At 50.0% G+C, this 15,868-nt stretch carries 14 protein-coding genes; 2 read left to right on the forward strand and 12 right to left on the reverse strand.

What is annotated here, in order from left to right; genetic code table 11:
• Positions 1-2: 2 nt before the first annotated feature.
• Positions 3-869, reverse strand: a complete 867-nt coding sequence (locus tag KNP93_RS15910) for a DnaJ C-terminal domain-containing protein (RefSeq protein ID WP_012369377.1) — start codon at positions 867-869, stop codon at positions 3-5.
• 192 nt (positions 870-1,061) lie between these two features.
• Here KNP93_RS15910 and KNP93_RS15000 point away from each other — a divergent pair, with 192 nt between their 5' ends.
• Positions 1,062-1,253: a YwbE family protein gene (locus tag KNP93_RS15000; protein ID WP_012369376.1), complete on the forward strand. Its 192-nt coding sequence runs from the start codon at positions 1,062-1,064 to the stop codon at positions 1,251-1,253.
• A 64-nt stretch (positions 1,254-1,317) separates the two neighbouring features.
• On the opposite strand, the gene KNP93_RS15005 is transcribed toward KNP93_RS15000, so the two are convergent.
• The 3 genes from KNP93_RS15005 to KNP93_RS15015 all read right to left on the reverse strand — a co-directional run bounded on the left by KNP93_RS15005 (position 1,318) and on the right by KNP93_RS15015 (position 4,757).
• Positions 1,318-2,493 carry a M20 metallopeptidase family protein gene (locus tag KNP93_RS15005; protein ID WP_131504461.1) on the reverse strand — a complete coding sequence of 392 codons (1,176 nt, stop codon included), beginning with the start codon at positions 2,491-2,493 and terminating at the stop codon, positions 1,318-1,320.
• 12 nt (positions 2,494-2,505) lie between these two features.
• Entirely contained in the window at positions 2,506-3,360 is an 855-nt protein-coding gene (locus KNP93_RS15010) for a MurR/RpiR family transcriptional regulator (RefSeq protein ID WP_131504460.1), read from the reverse strand.
• 218 nt (positions 3,361-3,578) lie between these two features.
• The gene (locus KNP93_RS15015) at positions 3,579-4,757 is read right to left on the reverse strand and encodes a CamS family sex pheromone protein (RefSeq protein ID WP_026829293.1); all 1,179 of its coding nucleotides are present in this window, start codon (positions 4,755-4,757) and stop codon (positions 3,579-3,581) included.
• A gap of 134 nt (positions 4,758-4,891) precedes the next feature.
• Here KNP93_RS15015 and KNP93_RS15020 point away from each other — a divergent pair, with 134 nt between their 5' ends.
• Positions 4,892-5,464, forward strand: coding sequence for a class D sortase (locus tag KNP93_RS15020; protein ID WP_114596947.1), 573 nt, complete (start codon positions 4,892-4,894; stop codon positions 5,462-5,464).
• A 93-nt stretch (positions 5,465-5,557) separates the two neighbouring features.
• On the opposite strand, the gene ligA is transcribed toward KNP93_RS15020, so the two are convergent.
• The 8 genes from ligA to purD form a co-directional block, all read right to left on the reverse strand.
• Entirely contained in the window at positions 5,558-7,552 is a 1,995-nt protein-coding gene (ligA, locus tag KNP93_RS15025; protein WP_131504457.1) for an NAD-dependent DNA ligase LigA, read from the reverse strand.
• Positions 7,553-7,566: 14 nt separating this feature from the next.
• Positions 7,567-9,792: a DNA helicase PcrA gene (gene pcrA, locus KNP93_RS15030; RefSeq protein ID WP_214855969.1), complete on the reverse strand. Its 2,226-nt coding sequence runs from the start codon at positions 9,790-9,792 to the stop codon at positions 7,567-7,569.
• Between the two features lie 44 nt (positions 9,793-9,836).
• Positions 9,837-10,520: a heptaprenylglyceryl phosphate synthase gene (gene pcrB, locus KNP93_RS15035; RefSeq protein ID WP_214855971.1), complete on the reverse strand. Its 684-nt coding sequence runs from the start codon at positions 10,518-10,520 to the stop codon at positions 9,837-9,839.
• Between the two features lie 84 nt (positions 10,521-10,604).
• Complete coding sequence (locus KNP93_RS15040) at positions 10,605-10,829, reverse strand: hypothetical protein (RefSeq protein ID WP_131504454.1); 225 nt, start codon at positions 10,827-10,829, stop codon at positions 10,605-10,607.
• A gap of 12 nt (positions 10,830-10,841) precedes the next feature.
• A complete protein-coding gene (locus KNP93_RS15045) occupies positions 10,842-12,221 on the reverse strand; it encodes a TrkH family potassium uptake protein (RefSeq protein WP_131504453.1) in 1,380 nt (459 codons plus the stop codon).
• Between the two features lie 39 nt (positions 12,222-12,260).
• Positions 12,261-12,575, reverse strand: coding sequence for a YerC/YecD family TrpR-related protein (locus KNP93_RS15050; RefSeq protein ID WP_012369366.1), 315 nt, complete (start codon positions 12,573-12,575; stop codon positions 12,261-12,263).
• A 67-nt stretch (positions 12,576-12,642) separates the two neighbouring features.
• Positions 12,643-14,382: an adenine deaminase C-terminal domain-containing protein gene (locus tag KNP93_RS15055; protein ID WP_214855973.1), complete on the reverse strand. Its 1,740-nt coding sequence runs from the start codon at positions 14,380-14,382 to the stop codon at positions 12,643-12,645.
• Positions 14,383-14,600: 218 nt separating this feature from the next.
• Complete coding sequence (purD, locus tag KNP93_RS15060) at positions 14,601-15,857, reverse strand: phosphoribosylamine--glycine ligase (RefSeq protein ID WP_214855975.1); 1,257 nt, start codon at positions 15,855-15,857, stop codon at positions 14,601-14,603.
• Positions 15,858-15,868: the final 11 nt, after the last annotated feature.

Raw genomic sequence — 15,868 nt, forward strand, 5'->3', positions numbered from 1 at the left:
CGTCACTCCTTCACAGATAAACGATTTTCCCACTCTTCATAAAACGATGGTTCCATTTCCGGTAATTTGACTTCCAGTTGAACCAGCAAGGCACCGCGGTGTCCCTCCCGGTTACTGAGTCCCCGATTCGGGATCCGAAGACGGGCTCCCGGTTTTGTGCCGGGCTTGATTTTTAATTTGACACGTTTTCCTTCCAACGTATCTGCCACGACTTCTCCACCGAGAACAAATACCGTCGGATAGACACGGACAGTCGAGATGACATCGGTTTCCTGCCGGCGGAATTGATCATCATCCTTCAGGTGAATCGTCACGTACACATCTCCCGCAATTCCTTTACGGTTGCGTTTCGAACTTTTCCCGCGTAACCGGACTTTTTTCCCGTCATACAAATCTTTCGGCAGACTCATTTGAATGGCTCCTGTCGCCAGTCGGATCGTCACCTTGTCATTCTGACTGAGATGACTTAACGGAACCGTCAATTCGAGTTCTTCGTCCGTTTCTTCCGGTTCTTGACTAAAAAACGAACCGAACATATCTTCAAATCCAAACGATTGCCCTGCCGATCCCGCCGTCCGGGATTGACGTCCGTTGAATTGGCGGAAAAGATCGTCATAGTCGGCTGACTGTCCATAACCCGCTCCAGCCATCCGTTCATAGTTACTTCCATATTGATCATACTGTGCCCGTTTTTCTTCATCCCCGAGGACATCAAACGCTTCCTGGATATCTTTGAAGCGCTGATCCGCACTCGCTTCCTGATTGACGTCCGGATGGTATTGTTTCGCAAGCTTCCGGTATGCCCGTTTGATTTCCTGGTTCGATGCCGTCTTCTCGACACCAAGCGTTCGATAATAGTCTTTCGCCACGCTGATCACTCCCTTAACTTTTTGTTCTGTATCTTAATTATAGAATTGGTCAGTCAATTGGTCAAATATAGTCAAACTTTTTTTGACGATTCTTTTGTTCTTTTCACTTTACGCATTTTCCTCAAACAAGTTTCGCTCCAGGAAACCATGATATACTGACAACTAGCATTATGAAAAAGGAGCGATCAAGACATGGATGGTAAAAAACGCGCCGATGTTAAAATCGGACAACACGTCAGTATCGTATTAAAACAAGACCAGCGGACAGGTAAACGGACGGAAGGAATCGTCAAGGATCTTTTGACCAAGTCGCCGAATCACCCGCACGGAATCAAAGTCCGTCTCGAAGACGGACAAGTCGGTCGGGTTCAAGAAATCTTATAAGAGAGCACATGAAAAAGACACCCGTCTTCCGGTCATCATCAGCCGGAAAACGGGTGTCTTTTCGTCAATTACTGGACTCTTCGAGATAACGTAAGGTCACTTCGATTAAAATACGGGCTGCATGCTGCATCGCCTGCTCTTCAAAGTCAAACTTCGGGTGGTGATGGGGATAAAAGGTTTCGTCCCCTGCTCCCGTGAAGAAAAAGGTGCCGGGTACTTGTTGCAGATAATACGCGAAGTCTTCGCCGCCCATCGTCGGAGCAATTTCAAAGACGTGATCCGCACCCATGATGTCAGACGCAACGGTCCGTAAAAGGTTCGTTTCTTGCGGATGATTGACGACCGCCGGATATCCTCTTTCGTACGTAAACGAATAGGTCGCCCCTGCCGCGTCACACACGCCTTTAATCGTCCGTTCCATTTCGTGGACGATTTGCTCAGCGACTTCCGGATCAAATGTCCGGATTGTCCCGGTCAGTTCCGCACTGTCGGCAATGACATTAAACGTATTCCCGGCATGCAGTGTTCCGATGGTCAAGACCGCTTGCTGAAGGGGATCGAGTCGGCGGCTGACGATACTTTGCAACTCTTTGACGACCGTCGCCCCGAGTACGACGGCATCAATCGTTTCGTGTGGCTTCGCGCCATGTCCCCCGCGCCCGAACAACGTCAACTCGAACTTATCGGCCGCTGCCATGACAGGACCGATCCGGTAACCAATCGTTCCAAGTTTCGTCGTCGACCACAGATGGGTTCCGAAGATGACATCGACACCGTCGAGGCATCCGTCGGCAACCATGTCCCGTGCCCCGCCCGGAACGACTTCTTCCGCGTGTTGGTGAATCAAGACGACGTTCCCTGCCAACTGTTCTTTCTGACGGACCAGAATTTCGGCGACGGCAAGTAACGTCGCTGTATGGCCGTCATGTCCGCATGCATGCATGACACCGGGCACGGTCGACCGGTAATCGACGGTTTTTTCATCCTGAATCGGCAACGCATCAAAGTCTGCCCGCAGTGCGACCGTTTTTCCCGGTTTTCCTCCGCGAATCGTTCCGACTACCCCCCGGCCACCGACACCGGTCCGGACTTCAATCCCAAGCTCCGTCAATCGATCCGCAATGAATTGCGGGGTATCGACCTCATGAAACGACAACTCCGGATGTTGATGTAAATACCGACGCCGTTCGACCATCACTGGAAATAACTGCTCCACCATCTCTTCCACTGTCTGTTTCATTATGTACGCCCCCTATTTTTTACTGTGCAACATCTTGACGCTTTCCCGTGTATACTGCAGCCGTTCGATCGTATCGTCATAATGGACGGCAGCATAGGATAAAAACAACACATCAATCGCAAACAACTGGGCGAGACGCGAACTTAAGGCCGCACTGCGTAACGGCGCTTCCGGCGCCCGTGACGTCCATAAGGCGATATCCGCCAACTGGCTGACCCGGTTATCCCCGAACCGCGTCAAACTGATGACTTTCAGCCCGCGAATCTTGGCAAGCCGGATTAACTCGACGACTTCCTCGGTTTCACCACTGTAAGAAATCGCAAAAAAGACATCATCCGGACTGGCGTTCGCAAGAATCGTCGCGACGAGATGTTGATCCGATTCCTGAATCGTCAGTTTCCCGACGCGTGTCCATTTTTGTGCAGCATCCAACGCGACGACGTTCGATGCCCCGATTCCGTAAAAGTAAATGGCGCGTGCCTGGTCCAAGACATCCGCCGCTTCGGCAATCCGGTCTTCACTCAATTGTTTCGCCGTATCTTGTAAGGCTTGAATGCTGTTGCTGACCGTTTTTTCCACTAAGTCAGCAGGCCGTTCATTTTTTTCAATATCATGATACCCCTTTAAATCGGTTCGTGCCGTATCCGCTGAAATCCGCATCCGCAGTTCTGGATATCCTTTTAAACCGAGTGCCCGGCAAAAACGGACGACCGCTGCTGCACTTGTTCCCGATTCCTCGGCTAAATGATGAATCGTCATCCCCGCGATTTCATTCATATGCGATAAAACAAAATCAGCGACTTTCCGCGAAGAAGAAGGCAACTCTTCGTGGACGGCGCTAATCTGTGAAAAAATACCACCTTTCATGCGACCCGCTCCCTTACCATGGATTAAAACAGGCGAATCCAGCGTGTCTCTGCTGATTCGCATGATGCTTCTTTTCTATTATGCGCCTTCAAGACGGATTTCGTAAATCTAAAGAAATCTGACAATAGTAAATCGTTGTTTTGTTGTGCTTAAAAGTCAGCTTAGACTCAACAAAAAAGACTCCTGCTTGCGCAAGGAGTCTGTCTGTTCAAATGAAATCAACGGATTTTGACAATCGGTTTTTTCGTATCCGGCTCGATGAATAACATCGCTTCCGTATCGCCGTTCAAGTTCGTGACGGTAATCGTTGTCGGGACATTCCGATTGTATTCCCAACGATTTTCGAGCAAGTAGGTCACGTATTGAATGAACGCTACGAGTTCTGCTTTTCCGTAAAACTGAACCGGAATCTTGATTTCCAACTTCTTCAGTTCACCTTCCTGATAAAAGCCTTCTCCCATCATACCGGTGTAGTTCGGGAAATAGTCTTCGAGGCGGTCCTTGAACAAATCAAACTTCGCGGCATCATCACGGACATCGTTCGTCGCGGCACCCGATGGGTAGTAATAGTATTTTTCATCATAGTTCTTCCAGTCGTTCGAACTGATCTGATTGCCGCGCCCGATAAAGGCGGAAGATACATAATGTCCGGAAACCGGTGACCCTTCACTTTCCTGCAAATACAAGGCGACGTGGATCGGTGTCGTTTTGATACCGTCCGTTTTCCGCATTTTCTTGACCAATTCATTTGCCATCCGTTTTCCTTCTGCGATGACTTTTTTCTCGTCGAGTTTCACGGTATAGGTCGGACCGTAGTTTTCATCCTGGAAAACATATTCGCTGTTTAAGACTAAAGCGACGGATGTCCCGCCGAGTTCGAGTTTTTTATCTTCTTCCAACATGTAGTCCTGTTCCAAAATGTGCGATAGAATCAAAGGAGACTTTTGGTTTTTTTCTTTGTAAGACTTTCCGGTCGTATAGGCAGGGTTCAAGCCGTTCGGATCACTGACACCATCCCCGGCTTTTCCTTTTCGTAACAACCACTGGGCAATTTGATCGGCCTCGAGCAGTTGTCCTTCTTGATAATAGTATTTATCCGGAGCAAAAAATTGAGTGGAGTGACGCATCAATCCGGTCTCGATTTCATCCAGCTCCAGGCGTGAACTGACTCGTTTTTGTGTCATCCCGCGAGCGACACTCGGCCGGAACGGTAAGACGGTCCGGTAATAGGAATCGGTCGTATCAATCGCCGGACTGACGACAGCCTGGACTTCTTTTCCTTGTTCACTCTCTGTAATGACTTCTTTTGTATCGCTTTTTTGTGATAAATCAAACGAACACGCGCCGAGGAATAATGTACTCGTCAACGTCAACGCGACTATTTTTTTAGATTTCATCTGTTTTCGCACCCCATGTTTTCAAAATCGTTCTCTCTATCATAACAGAATAGTTTTCCATCGGGGAAGGTGTAGTTTTTCCCTGATTTTCAAAAAAGTATATCCTGCTTTTCAGCAGATGAAAGGATTTTTTTATGAAACGACGACTTCTTGGTCTTCTTCTTTTGATTGCCGGCATCCTGCTCATTCTTTGGCCGATGTATACCAATCATCAAAAACAACAGGCCGCTGACGAACTAAAACAGCAATGGACACAAAATTTAAAGGCGGTCGATGCCAAGGAAACGAAGAAACCGGTCGCAACAAACGGTAGCGGCTTACTGACGATTCCATCACTTGATTTTGAACAGGTCATCTTAGAAGGTGCTTCGACGACCATTCTTGATCAAAGCATCGGTCATCTGAAAGGAACCGGCGCGCCCGGTAAAGGGAATTACGCCTTAGCGGGACACCGCAGTTTCACGAAAGGACTGCATTTCAACCGTCTGCCCGAGTTGAAAACGGGTGCACATGTCATCGTGACGACAAAAAGTCATCGGTATACCTATCAAATGAAGACCTCACAACTTGTCAAACCAACGGATTTGTCCGTCTTAAATCAAGACGTCAAACAAGCAACCCTTACACTGATTACGTGTGATCCGCCGGAAACGGCAACCAATCGTTTGATTAAACAAGGGATTTTAATCAAAACCGAATCGTTGTAATTCTCCGTACACTTCAATACGAAACAGGGAAGGCGCATGATGCATGCCACCTTCCCTGTTTTTATTTAAATCATCTGTTTGACGGATTTTCTGTTACCCTTCGTATTTCGCCAACTCTTCAAGCAATTGTGTTTCATTCCAAATCTCGATTCCGAGCGACTCGGCTTTCGTTAATTTCGAACCGGCTTTTTCTCCGGCTACCAAAATGTCCGTTTTCTTACTGACGCTGCCGGTCACGTCCGCACCAAGCAACTCGAGCCGTTTCCCGGCTTCTGAACGCTTCAGTGATTCGAGCGTTCCGGTCAACACAATCGTTTTACCGGCGAGCGGTGCATTCGATTGATCGACCCGTTGTCCTAGAAACTGTTGGTTCAGTCCGAGTTCTGCTAAGTCCTTGATCAAGGCTTGCGCTTCCGGATGTTCAAAATACTTCGTCACAGAATCGGCAATCTTACTGCCGATTCCATCAATCGCTAAAATATCTTCATATTCCGCCTGTGCGATGCCGTCGAGTGAATCAAACCGCTCTGCCAGCAGGTACGCCGCTTTTTGACCGACCAATCGAATCCCGAGACCAAACATCAACCGTTCCAAAGAATTTTGCTTCGACGCTTCAATCGCAGTCAGAAGATTATCGACCGACGTTTCACCCATCCGTTCATACGTCAACAATTCATCCCGGTCGAGGCGGTACAAATCGGCGAGCGTCCGGATGGCTTCATGTTCATACAATTGACGCACGACTTTTTCGCCGAGACCGTCGATATTCATCGCTTGACGCGAGACGAAGTGAATGATGCCTTCGACAAGCTGGGCCGGACACTCCGGACTGACACACCGAATATCCGCTTCGCCTTCCAATCGAACAAGTTCCGACTCGCAGGCCGGACAATGAGCCGGAAATTCGATCGGTTGTTCGTTCCCTGTCCGTTCTGAAACGACAACGCTGACGACTGCCGGTATGACGTCTCCGGCTTTTTTGATGATGACTTGATCGTGCAGTCGAATATCTTTTTCCGTGATGAAGTCCGCGTTGTGCAATGTTGCATAACTGACGGTTGATCCGGCGACGACGACCGGCGCAAACCGGGCGCGCGGCGTGACTTTCCCTGTCCGTCCGACACTGAAATCAACTTCTTCGACTGTCGTCATGACTTCTTCTGCGGCAAATTTATACGCCGTCGCAAAGCGGGGACTTTTCGCCGTGAAGCCAAGTTCTTCCTGATCGTCATACCGGTCAACTTTCAGGACGATACCGTCGATTTCATACGGTAAATTAGAACGTTCCATCGTCCAGTGGGCAATGTAGGCTAAAATCTCTTCGACCGTCTCACACGTCTGCATCTCCTTGTTCGTCGGTAACCCGAGCTCAGCCAGCTGAAGCATCGCTTCGCTGTGCGAACGGGCACTCAGTGTATTGACACCGACACCGTAGACGAATAAGGACAGATTGCGGGATGCCGTAATCGACGAGTCGAGCTGGCGTAAGCTCCCTGCTGCTGCATTACGCGGATTGGCGAACAAGGCTTCCTCACGTGCTGCCCGGTCCGCATTCAAGCGTTCAAATGATTGTTTCGGCATATAGGCTTCCCCTCGGACTTCGACCGTCTCATTTCGACGTAACCGAAGGGGTAAGGCTTTGATTGTCCGCAGGTTTTGTGTAATATTCTCGCCGACCGTTCCGTCGCCCCGCGTCGCACCGCGGACAAGTTGTCCGTCTTCGTACTTCAAGGAAATCGCAAGTCCGTCAAACTTCAACTCTGCCACATACGTCGTCGACCGGCCGAGTGAACGTTCGATGCGGGCGACCCACTCCCGGATTTCTGTTTCGTCAAAGACATTGCCGAGCGATAGCATCGGTAAATCATGAGTCACCTTCTCGAAGGCATCGAGCGGCGCAGCACCGACGCGTTGCGTCGGTGAATCTGGCGTGATCAGTTCCGGATGTGCCGTTTCAAGTTCCGTCAGTTCCCGTAACAATTGATCATAGGTGCTGTCCGGAACAGTCGGTTGATCCTGGACGTAATATTCGTAACTGTATTGGTTCAACTTTTGGCGTAATTCCTCGATTCGTGCCTGTTCTATCATCTTGACGCCTCCACTCATACCTTTTTGATTGGTGCGAATTTCGCAAGCAACCGTTTGACACCGACTTCCGGGAAGGCGATATCGATTTCTAAGCTGTCCCCTGCTCCGCGTGTCTGAACGACGGTTCCGCGTCCCCATTTTCCGTGTTCCGCTTTGTCACCGACGTTCCAGCCGAGTGATTCTGCGCCTGATGTCTTCATCGCTGTCGGTTTCGTGACCGATCGGCCGATGACGGCTTTTCCTTGCGGTACCGGTCGATCTTCCCATGGCAATGGCTTCGGTTTTTTACCGGTCCGTTCCAATACTTCCTCCGGTAATTCGGCAAGGAAACGGGATTCGAGATTGGCATTCGTCCGGCCATACAGTGAACGCATCCGCGCGTGGGACAAGTACAATCGTTTTTCAGCCCGCGTAATTCCGACATAAGCGAGACGACGTTCTTCTTCCATTTCGTCTTCATCCTGCAGGGAGCGGCTGTGCGGGAACAATCCTTCTTCCATCCCGATCAGGAAGACGATCGGGAACTCGAGTCCTTTTGCGGAGTGTAACGTCATCAAGGTGACCTGTTCCCCCGGATCACTCTCATCCAGTGAATCGACATCGGCGACCAGCGTCAAATCCGTTAAGAACGCGATGATCGTTTGGTCTTCCGAATCGGCTTTTTCGGTCTCTTTTTCAAAGTTTTGTGCGACTGTGATGAACTCGTTGATGTTCTCGAGACGACTTTGTGCTTCGAGTGTTTTGTCTTCTTTTAAGACTTGGCGGTATCCGGTTTTCTCAAGGACTTCTTCCACCAGTTCGGACAGGCTGATGAATTCCTGCATTTGCTGTAAGCCAAGAATCATTGTCCGGAAATCCGTCAGTTTCGCTGCCGTTTTCGGGGCAATGCTCGACAATTCGATGTCGCGGATCGCTTCCATCAAGGACACGCCTTGCAGGTCGGCAAAATCACGCAGTTTATCAATCGTCGTCGCTCCGATACCGCGTTTCGGTTCATTGACAATCCGGGCAAATGATAAGTCTTCGTTCGGATTTGAAATCAGGCGCAGGTACGCCAGGACATCCTTGATTTCTTTACGGTCATAGAACTTCGTGCCGCCGATCATCTTGTACGGGACATTGGATTTCAGCAACGTTTCCTCAATCGCCCGCGATTGGGCATTCGTCCGGTACAGAATTGCGACATCGTTTAGTTTCATGCCGTAACGCAATGCATTCCGGATTTCCTGGACGATATAAAACGCTTCTTCCCGCTCATTTTCCGCTGTATGGACAATCAGTTTTTCGCCTTCTGCGTTTTCCGTCCACAGTTTCTTATCTTTCCGGGTACTGTTGTTTTGAATGACATGGTTCGCTGCATCCAAAATTCGTTTCGACGAACGGTAGTTTTGTTCGAGCAGGATGACTTTCGCTGTCGGATAATCTTCCTCAAACGACAGGATGTTTGCGATATCGGCTCCGCGCCAGCGGTAAATCGACTGATCCGAGTCCCCGACGACACATAAGTTCTGGTGGGCTGCTGCCAGGAGATTGACGAGATCATACTGGGCTTTGTTCGTATCTTGATACTCATCGACATGGATGTATTGGAACTTTCGTTGATAAAACGACAGGACGTCCGGATTTTGTTTAAACAGTTCTGTCGTCTTCCCGATCAAGTCATCAAAATCAAGGGCGTTGTTGCGACGCAGGACCGCTTCGTATCCTTTATAAATCTCAGCAACCGTTTTTTCATACGGATTCGTGACGATGGACGCGTAGAACTCGGCACTGCGCAGTTCATTTTTTTGACTCGAGATGATCGACAGCATCGACCGGGGATCCCACTTCTTCGGATCGAGGTTTTGTTCTTTTAAGACGAGCTTCAGTGCTGACTGTTGATCGCTCGAATCAAGAATCGTGAAGTTTCGGTTATAGCCGATTTTTTCGATGTCACGCCGTAACATCCGGACACACATCGAGTGGAAGGTCGAGACCCAGATGTCATTCGCGACACCGCCGACCAACCGTGAAATCCGGTCACGCATCTCACGTGCCGCTTTATTCGTAAACGTAATCGCCAGGATATTCCACGGAGCGACCTGTTTTGCTGCCATCAAATAGGCAACGCGGTGTGTCAGGACACGGGTTTTCCCGGAGCCTGCTCCCGCCATGATCAAGAGCGGTCCATCGGTGTGTTTGACTGCCTTTGCTTGTTCCGGGTTCAATCCGCTGACAAGCTGTTCACTTAAATTAAACATCTAAATAGCCTCATTTCTATATTCCGAACTTTTGTTCTTATATTTTATCGTGTTGCTGCGACAGTCGCAAGTGCCGCTTCTAAATTGTCATAGATGATGTTGCCGACGACGATCGTATCGGCATGTGTCAACATCTCCTGTGCCCGTTCGATGGAATCAATACCACCGCCGTAGAACAGACGGCCTTGCTTCAAGACCCGTTTGACGGAGGCGACGAGTGACGGATCACCATACATACCGCTGTACTCGAGATAAATGATCGGCATCCGAAAGACACTGTCCGCCAGTTGCGCGTAAGCGACCACTTGATCATCATTAAGAGATTTTGCTTGTGTGACACGGGCGACCTTGGCGTCAGCGTTCAGGACGATATACCCTTCCCCGACCAGATCTTGATGCGCGAGCATATGTCCGACTTCTTCCAGCGCTTCGACTTGCTTGTCAATCACGTGCTCAAGCGTTCCGCTGTTGAGGACACTCGGCGTCAAATATGCATCAAATCCCATCGTCGCGGCCTCAAGCTCCGATACTTCCAGTGCCACAGCGACCGGATACCGCCGCAAGCGCATCAGTAAATCCAGTGTCGCATCGAGGGTGATATCATCGGTCCCTCCGACGATGATGGCATCCGTTCCCGAAGTCGCAATCGCTTGAAGAGCAGCCTCTTCAATCTCTTTTGCCGGATCGAGTTTAAAGACATGACGCCATTCGTTATAGGGTAACAACATGTTCGTTCCATCCTCTCTTCTCATTCTCTGTACCCAGTATAAAACAAAATCCCATCTCGCGCAGAGCGGGATGGGAGAAGCCATTCAAGTCCGGACCTGGCGTTTCGTTAACAACGCGGCAAGCCCCAGTGCAAAAAAGGCATAAAGGACGGCAAACGCCCACGGTTCTGCCAGGAAAAAACCCAGGACCGGGATATCCAGTAACGGGGAATCCGGCGAACAGAGCGCCCGTCCGTTGACGAGTGCTAAAAACGGTAAAGCCGGCACCATAAAGATATAACCAAAGTTGATCCAAAATGTCCGATTCACGTCACAACCTCCTTAACCGATGATGACTGATTCTTTCGGATAATTGTAATTCCGTTTTGGTTGATTCGCCTTCAGCAACAGGACAAACGAAATAACACCAATCCGTCCGATGAACATCAGGACGGATAAGGTCCATTTGCCGACATCGGATAACTCATTTGTAATTCCAAGCGACAATCCGGTAGTTCCGAACGCGGAACAGGCTTCAAAAAACAGCACGAGGAACGGGGCATCTTCAAAGATCAGCAGGACAATCAGTCCAATCATCGTTACACCGGTCGAAACGACGATGACGACAAAGGCTTTCCAAATGTCCGACTGTCCGATCTCGCGTCCAAAAATCTTGATGCCGTATTCGCCGCGAATAAAGGCGATGACACTGAGGACGGCGACGGCAAATGTCGTCGTCCGAATCCCTCCCCCAACGGAGGACGGCGACGCTCCGATGAACATCAGAATTGACAAGACAAAAATCGAGGCTTGCGAGAACGACGTAATATCGACCGTCGTCAGTCCGCCGTTTCGGGTCGTCACCGATTGGAACAAGGCATCGACCATTTTTTCATTGACCGGCAATCCTTTAAACGATTGATTCCACTCAAACAGCAGCAGACTGACCGTTCCGAATAAAACCAGGATGAAGAACGTCGATGCGGTTAATTTCGTGAATAATGAAAAGTGATACGGTTGACGGGTCGCTTGACGGGTCGCCCGGTACGAGATGTACCGACGGACTTCAACGAGGACCGGGAAACCGATCGCACCAAGCGTCAGCAGTAAAATCTGCATAAAGACGACAAATAAATCTCCCCGAAACGGAAGGAGGGATTCTCCGGTAATGTCGAACCCGGCATTGGTCGTCGCGCTGACCGAACCAAACAATCCTTGCAGCATCGCTTCGCCGAGCGTCGGAAAATATTTCGTATAATACAAACCTAAAATAAGAGCACCGATGATTTCAATTGACAGGATGATGATGATGACTTCCCGAATGTATTTGACGACCCCTTGCATCGTCGTCTGGTTCTGGTCACGGACAACCAGTTGCCGCTCCCGAAAGCCAATCCGTTTGCCGAGGATGACCCACATCGCGATATGCAGGGACATCAATCCGATCCCGCTGACCTGTACGAGAATCATGATCATGAAGTAACCGAACGTCGTGAACGTGTCCGAGACGGAGACGGTCGTCAATCCGGTCACGCTGACACAACTGACGGCCATGAAGACAAGATCCGTGAAATCCCAGTCGTAATTGCCCTGTGTCGACCAGGGTAACCCCAGTAAAATGACGCCGATGATGACGGCTACAAAATAAATAATGACGAGTGACTGGATCGGCGTCAGTTTTCGAATGAAATGTTGCAGTTTTTGTTGATACGCTAAGTCCATCAGGCTTCGTCCTCCTTCACAGAAATAGCGGATAACCGGTTAGTTATCCGCTACTTCCTCTTCTACGAGACCTAATCGTGCGAGTGCTAAGTCATAGCCACCGGAACCGTAATTCAGACAACGTTTCACACGCGAAATCGTTGCTGTCGAAGCACCTGTCGCCTTTTCGATTTTATGATACGTGTTACCTTCGCGTAACTGACGGGCGACTTCAAGACGTTGTGCCAATGCCTGGATCTCATTGACCGTCGCTAAGTCTTCAAACAGCGTATAACAATCTTCTAATGAATCCATCTTCATGATGGCTGTAAATAATTGATCGAGTTCTTTTCCACGCAATTTATCGAGTTGCATCGTCTAACTCCCTTTCCCATGTGTTGCTCTTTAACAGTTTAAAGTGCGACGTTTTAAATTTCAAGCGTCAGCGTAAAATTGCCGGGAAAAGTACTTTTTTCCGTAACACTTCATAGATGCCTTGCGGCGTAATCCGGACATACGGCAAATGGGTCGACGCGAGGAACAAGAGCGTATAAATCGGGTCTTCATACTGATAGCCGCGTGCGAATAACGCTTCCCGCAGTGCCGTCTCCTGCACAATCAAATCTTCCAGCGGTAAATCGGATGTCTGCCCCATTAAGGTCAACGGAACTTCTGCGATTACTTCCCCGTCATCGACAAGGACGACACCACCGCCGAATGATTTCATCCGGTCAAAGGCAATCTGCATGTCCCGTTTCGATTTTCCGATCAACAGGATATCGCCGCTGATCGAATACGAACTGACGAGCCCGCCGACGTGTGTCGCAAAGTTTTTCAAGACCGTATTCAGACGCCATTTGCCCTCCCGGTCAATCAGCATCAAGAAGGACTCATCGCATCCGGCAGGCAAGACTTGCATGCTTGTATCGTGTTCGACCTGATACAGCTTCATGATGACCGAATTGACCATCTCAAGACCAACCGGCATGCTGAAGGAAAAGTCCTGTTCGGTTAACTCAATCCCGACTTGCGAAGCCGGCATCAAATCCATCGCCCGGTCCAGCGCTTCGACCGGATAACACGGAATATCATTTCTCCGGACCCAGGTGCCGCGGGCTACGACATCGACCGGTGTCGGCTTATCTTTCGCTTCAAGGATGTTTAAATGCGCAATTCGTCCGGGTGCGATACTGCCGAGCAGATGATCGAGATTAAAGTGACGCGCTGCATTATACGACGCAATCCGGTAAGCTTCTTCCGGAGCAATCCCTGCAGCAAGCATCAATCGGATCGTCTCATCCATCAATCCGGCTTTATAAAAGGAAGGTGTCGATCCGTCCGTCGTCACCAGCACTTTTTCATAATTTTGCAGTCCGGCTTCGACGAGACCGGCAAATATATCCGGTAGATCCGGGCGAATCGAGGAGTAGCGGATGGTCGTCGTATAACCGAGTTCGAGGCGGATCAAGGCTTCTTCGACCGTCATCGCTTCATGATCACTCGTCACGCCGAACAATGCCATTTTCGTCAAGGTCTTGGCGGAAGCACCGGGAAAATGTCCTTCAATCGGCTTGCCGAGTTTCATCGCATCCTGCATCCATTGCAACAGCTCGTCGTCGCCTTGCGACAGTCGCGGCCAGCCCGTTAATTCACCGGCTTGGATGACTTGTGGATGTTTCAGCCACGCTTGAATTCGTCGGTTATCAATCGTGATGCTGTCGGCATCCAGTTCTGTTTGAGCATCCAGTCGCGCCCACCAGTACATCGATGTTGGAAGGTCTGCCAGTGCGTCGACCTGCGCAAACGCTTGCTCCGTCGGCTCTAATAAAAGCAGCATATTATCGTTGACGAGTGTCGTCGTTCCGCGCTCTGCCGCAAATTTTGCAAGTGTCGCCGGATTATACAATTGGAACGGATGGGCATGCGGTTCGATGTAACCCGGGACGATGAATTTTCCCGTCGCATCGTAGACTTCATCCGCCGTTTCCGGCATGTCCGGTCCGACGTAGATAATCCGGTCGCCGCTGATCCAAATGTTGGCTGTCCGCCATGTTTTGAGTCCTTGATTTAAGTACGTCGCATTTTCAATCACGAGTGTAGGTGCAAGCTTTCCGTTGATGACCGCTTGATGCGTGCGGACTTCTGTTTTCGTCCATGGGGACCGTCCACAATTTTTTTTCATGAAAGCTCGACCTCCTTTATATTTGAAAACGCTTTCTTATAGTTCTTATACTAAAATGTTACCGGAAAAGTTTCAAGCTTATTCGTCGTCAATTCGAGTCATTTCGCCAAAATAACACAAAACTGCCATGGAAGACAAGTCATGTTCTGCCGTACCCGTCAAAAAAGCCGGCCCTCTCACACTGATGTGAGCAGAACCGGCTTATGGAAAGTAAGAAATTATGTCGTGCGAAATGCTTTTTTGGCGATATCCGTCCGGTAAAAGAAGCCGGTCCGGTCAAATGAATCAAGTCCGCTGTAAACGCTCGCTACGGCCTGCTTCATGTCTTTTGCCTTCGCCACACAGACGAGGACACGTCCTCCGGCCGAAAGAATCACATCATCATCCCCTGCGGCCGTGCCCGCGTGGAAGACAAGGAGATTTGACCCGATTGTATCTGCTGGGACAGGCTGACCCGTAACCGGTTGTTCCGGATAACCGTTCGCCGCGATGACGACACCAACGACCGCTTCATCCGACCAGGCGACTTCCGGAATGTCACCCTGCATCAATGGCATGATGACGTCAAGCAGCTCCGTTTCAAGCCGCGGCAAAATTACTTCCGTTTCCGGATCACCGAAACGGGCGTTGAACTCAATGACGGATGGTCCGCGACTTGTTAACATCAGACCCGCGTATAAGAAGCCGGTAAACGGAATCCCTTCGCTTGCCATCTGCTCGACAAGCGGACGGAGGACACGTTGCATCGCTTCTTCCGTCACGGCCTGTTCGTCAAATTGCGGCAAGGGACTGTACGCCCCCATTCCGCCTGTATTCGGGCCGAAGTCCCCGTCAAAAGCCCGTTTATGATCTTGCGACAGGACCATCGGAATGACGGTTTCTTCATGTACGAAAGCCATCAGCGAACATTCTTCACCGACGAGACATTCTTCAATCACGACACTGCTCTGCTGACCGAAATCGCCGCCAAAAATTTCGTCAATCGCTTGAACAGCCTGTTCAATCGTCGTCGCAACCGTGACACCTTTCCCTGCTGCCAGTCCGTCCGCTTTGACGACGATCGGTGCACCCTGCCGACGGATGTAAGCAGTCGCTTCAGCCGCTGATGTAAAGACGGCATGGTCCGCCGTCGGGATACCGGCCCGGTCCATCAAAGCTTTCGCAAATTGTTTACTGCCTTCAATCGCTGCTGCTTCGCGGGACGGTCCGAAAATCTTTAGGCCGGCTGCTTGAAACGCATTGACGATTCCGAGCACAAGCGGTCCTTCTGGTCCGACAATTGTCCAGTCGATCTGCTCTTCCCGTGCGAACTGAACCAATTCTTCAATCGCGTCTTCCCGGATCGACACACAGACCGCTTCCGTCATCCCGACGTTGCCGGGTGCTGCATACACTGTCTCGATCCGGACATCCTGTGCCAATTTCCATACGAGCGCATGCTCGCGTCCACCTTTACCGACTACTAATACTTTCATTCGGCTCGCCT

Origin of the sequence: Exiguobacterium sp. s166, assembly GCF_018618855.1 — a bacterium.
Classification (GTDB): Bacteria; Bacillota; Bacilli; order Exiguobacteriales; family Exiguobacteriaceae; genus Exiguobacterium_A.

Excerpts from the sequence above, each read along its gene's own strand:
- KNP93_RS15000 (WP_012369376.1), top strand. The coding sequence starts at position 1,062 with ATGGATGGTAAAAAACGCGCCGATGTTAAAATCGGACAACACGTCAGT.
- KNP93_RS15005 (WP_131504461.1), bottom strand. The coding sequence starts at position 2,493 with ATGAAACAGACAGTGGAAGAGATGGTGGAGCAGTTATTTCCAGTGATG.
- KNP93_RS15010 (WP_131504460.1), bottom strand. The coding sequence starts at position 3,360 with ATGAAAGGTGGTATTTTTTCACAGATTAGCGCCGTCCACGAAGAGTTG.
- KNP93_RS15015 (WP_026829293.1), bottom strand. The coding sequence starts at position 4,757 with ATGAAATCTAAAAAAATAGTCGCGTTGACGTTGACGAGTACATTATTC.
- KNP93_RS15020 (WP_114596947.1), top strand. The coding sequence starts at position 4,892 with ATGAAACGACGACTTCTTGGTCTTCTTCTTTTGATTGCCGGCATCCTG.
- ligA (WP_131504457.1), bottom strand. The coding sequence starts at position 7,552 with ATGATAGAACAGGCACGAATCGAGGAATTACGCCAAAAGTTGAACCAA.
- pcrA (WP_214855969.1), bottom strand. The coding sequence starts at position 9,792 with ATGTTTAATTTAAGTGAACAGCTTGTCAGCGGATTGAACCCGGAACAA.
- pcrB (WP_214855971.1), bottom strand. The coding sequence starts at position 10,520 with ATGTTGTTACCCTATAACGAATGGCGTCATGTCTTTAAACTCGATCCG.
- KNP93_RS15045 (WP_131504453.1), bottom strand. The coding sequence starts at position 12,221 with ATGGACTTAGCGTATCAACAAAAACTGCAACATTTCATTCGAAAACTG.
- KNP93_RS15050 (WP_012369366.1), bottom strand. The coding sequence starts at position 12,575 with ATGCAACTCGATAAATTGCGTGGAAAAGAACTCGATCAATTATTTACA.
- KNP93_RS15055 (WP_214855973.1), bottom strand. The coding sequence starts at position 14,382 with ATGAAAAAAAATTGTGGACGGTCCCCATGGACGAAAACAGAAGTCCGC.
- purD (WP_214855975.1), bottom strand. The coding sequence starts at position 15,857 with ATGAAAGTATTAGTAGTCGGTAAAGGTGGACGCGAGCATGCGCTCGTA.